This window comes from Phenylobacterium sp., from assembly GCF_025351295.1.
In the GTDB taxonomy this organism is placed as follows: domain Bacteria; phylum Pseudomonadota; class Alphaproteobacteria; order Caulobacterales; family Caulobacteraceae; genus Phenylobacterium.
Window position 1 is genome coordinate 1 of record NZ_JANXWD010000150.1, and the last position, 2686, is coordinate 2686.

At 64.2% G+C, this 2686-nt stretch carries 5 protein-coding genes; 1 reads left to right on the top strand and 4 read right to left on the bottom strand.

The genetic code is table 11. The annotated features are described in order from the left end of the window. Nucleotides 1-370: hypothetical protein (locus Q0R13_RS20380; protein ID WP_293907425.1), on the top strand; the 370-nt coding region annotated here is incomplete at its 5' end. A 138-nt stretch (nucleotides 371-508) separates the two neighbouring features. Here Q0R13_RS20380 and Q0R13_RS20385 read toward each other — a convergent pair. The 4 genes from Q0R13_RS20385 to Q0R13_RS20400 form a co-directional block, all read right to left on the bottom strand. Next, entirely contained in the window at nucleotides 509-1357 is an 849-nt protein-coding gene (locus tag Q0R13_RS20385; RefSeq protein WP_293907427.1) for an alpha/beta hydrolase, read from the bottom strand. A 42-nt stretch (nucleotides 1358-1399) separates the two neighbouring features. Next, nucleotides 1400-1675 (bottom strand): DUF427 domain-containing protein, encoded by a 276-nt coding sequence (locus Q0R13_RS20390; protein ID WP_293907429.1) that lies wholly within the window; start codon nucleotides 1673-1675, stop codon nucleotides 1400-1402. Nucleotides 1676-1754: 79 nt separating this feature from the next. Then, on the bottom strand, nucleotides 1755-2399 hold the full coding sequence (locus Q0R13_RS20395; protein WP_293907430.1) for a glutathione S-transferase: 645 nt from the start codon (nucleotides 2397-2399) through the stop codon (nucleotides 1755-1757). Between the two features lie 72 nt (nucleotides 2400-2471). Further along, nucleotides 2472-2686, bottom strand: a 215-nt coding sequence (locus tag Q0R13_RS20400; protein WP_293907431.1) for an SDR family oxidoreductase, incomplete at its 5' end; no start/stop codon positions are given.

Sequence of the window (2686 nt, forward strand, 5' to 3'; positions counted from 1 at the left end):
ACCTGATCCCAGCAACAAGACCGGGACCAGCGAAGAAGCCTGGATCGTAGGGTCCAACCCCGAACAGGCCATCCGTATGCGGAGCCTTTCGGTCTATCTCAGCAATGGCGGCGCCCTGACGGATGTTCGCCTGGTCGAAGGCGAGGACGAGCGCTGGACCATGTTCGTGCGGCTGATCAACCGGCCCGGCGAATATCGCCTCAACCTCTTCAAGTCCGACCAGCCCAAGACCTACCGGGACGTCGACCTGGCCATCGCCACCGTCCGTGACGACTTCGGCTATTACGGCTCGATCACCCTGGCGACTGAGCAGCGCCCCAAGGTCGGCAAGGCCCAGGCCGGCCCGATCGCCGACAGCGACGAAGAATAATCGCCGGGTCCCGACCAGAACAGGTCCTGCCCATGTCGCTTTCCAGGTTCCGCCACCTGTTGGGGTACTCCTAGGTTCGTGACACGGACGGCGCTAAGCTGGACAGACCATGAACAGATCAGAGATCGCGCTGCCCTCTCATGCCTCAAGGAACATCGTGGCGTGGCGCACGAAAGTCTCGGGATATTGGAACAGCGAGCCGTGGCTGGCGTCGGGATAAAGGATCAGTGTCGCGTTCGGCAGGTTCTGCTGCAGGATGAACGAATTGACCGTGTAGATAATGACGTCACGCTGGCCGTTCACCACCAGCGTCGGCTGGCGGAGGTCCTTCAGGTAGGCGAAGGCGTCGGGCCTGGACGCGCCATAGATCGCCAGGGCGGCGATCTGCGCCGGCGCGATCTTCTCGCCGACCAGGGGATCACGGTCCTCGACCCGCCGATGGGTGCGATTTAGGAAGGCGCGGCCGGCCGCCTGACTGGTGTCGCTGGGCGTGAAGTGCACACGAAGCCAGAGATCATCGGGGTCGTCGTAGGCCGCGCCGAAGATTTCCTGCGCCTCCGGCGTCAGCGACGCCATCCCCTCGCCGCCGCGCGGACCGGTGCCGACCAGAATGACTTTGCGTACGAGATCCGGATAGGCGAGCGCCAGCTCCTGCGCGATCGTGCCGCCCATTGAGAAGCCCAGCACATCGACCCGGTCGAGGCCGAGCGCGCCCAAGAAGGCCGCGGCATGAGCAGCCATCTCGCCGATCGTCCCTGGCGCCGCCCCGCTGGACGACGAGATGCCCGCATTGTCGAACAGGATGACCTCGCGGGTCTTGGCCAGGCCGTCGGTCACCAGCGGGTCCCAGTGGTCCATGGTGCCGGTGAAGTGCATGAAGAAGACGAGAGGCACATCGCCTGATTGGCCGAGACGCCGATAGGCGAAGCGGATGCCGGCGGCCTCGACATATTGCGTCTTGGCGCCGTGATGGGTTCGGACAGTCATGTCGAACATCCTTGCTGTGGGATTGGAGGCGTAGCTTCCGCGTCAGGCGGCTTCTGTGATCTCGACCCGGTCGGGATAGAAGGAGAGGTAGCCCTTGAACGGGCAGTAGGTTGTGTGCTCGCTCCGGCTCAGCCGCGCCATGTCGACCTCGGCTCGGGGCATGTACTGGACGGCAGGGTATTTCGCTTCCCTCAGCGTCAGCGCCGCACGGCTGTCGGCGAGCACTTGGCTGTCCAGCATGACCACGACGCGCTTCGGATTGTTCTCGATCGTGATCGCATGATCGGAACTGGGAGTTTTGACGGCTCGTTCGGCCATGGCCTTGCTCCAGCAGGTTCGGCAATTTCAGGGGCCAGCTAAGCTGGCCGGACTTCGGCGGTGCTTGGTACTTGTGAACCTATGCGGCCATGCTCGGGCGGGCAGCGATGATCGCGTACCAGCGCAGTGACGCAGCATGGGTGTCCGGAATCGGCAAGCTCAGCGCCTTCGCGGCGAAGTCGATCGTGACGACGGCCGTGATATCCGCTGCGCTGAATCGCTCGCCGGCGACGAACGGCGCCTCGGCCAATCTGGACTCCAGGTCGAGATAGAAATCGGCCACCCGCTGGCGGCCACGTTCGACCAGGGCCGGTATCTGCTCATAGTCGTGGGCGCCGGCAATGGCGCGCCCCTTCAGACCGGCGGCGTTATTGCGAACGGTCTCCATCACCGCGGCAAAGCCTTCAAGCTCCATGCGGCGTTCCCACATGGTCACCAGCGCCTTGTCCTTTGGCGAGGCGCCAAGCAGCGGCGTGTTGGGATAGTCCTCTTCGAGGTATCGCATGATCGCCGGCACTTCACCGATGGCCGTCCCGTCTCCGAGAACGAGCGTGGGGACGACGCGGCGAGGATTGATCCGCGAATAGGCCGTCGAGAACTGCTCCTTGGCGCCCAGATCGACCGGGACGCGCGAGACATCGATTCCTTTCTCAGCCAGGAAAATGCGGATGCGCCGCGAATTGGGCGAAGCGCTCGATTCGTAGAGCTTCAGTTCGGGTGACATGACTTGGCGTCCTTTTGAGTTCGGGGTTCGCGCCGCAGGCCGGGCTTGCGCCCGGCCCTTTTGGTCGCGGGATCAGCTGGCTGACTTGCCGCCGTCCACCGTCAGGATGTGGCCAGTGACGAAGCTGGCTTCGGCCGAGGCCACGTAGAGGATGGCGTGCGCGATCTCGTCGGGCTGGCCAATCCGCTTCATCGGGTTCAGCGTGGCGAGATAGGCCTTGCCTTCCTCCCCCCCAGTGAACCGGTCCAGCATCCCGGTCTGGATCGGCCCGGGGGCCACGGCGTTGA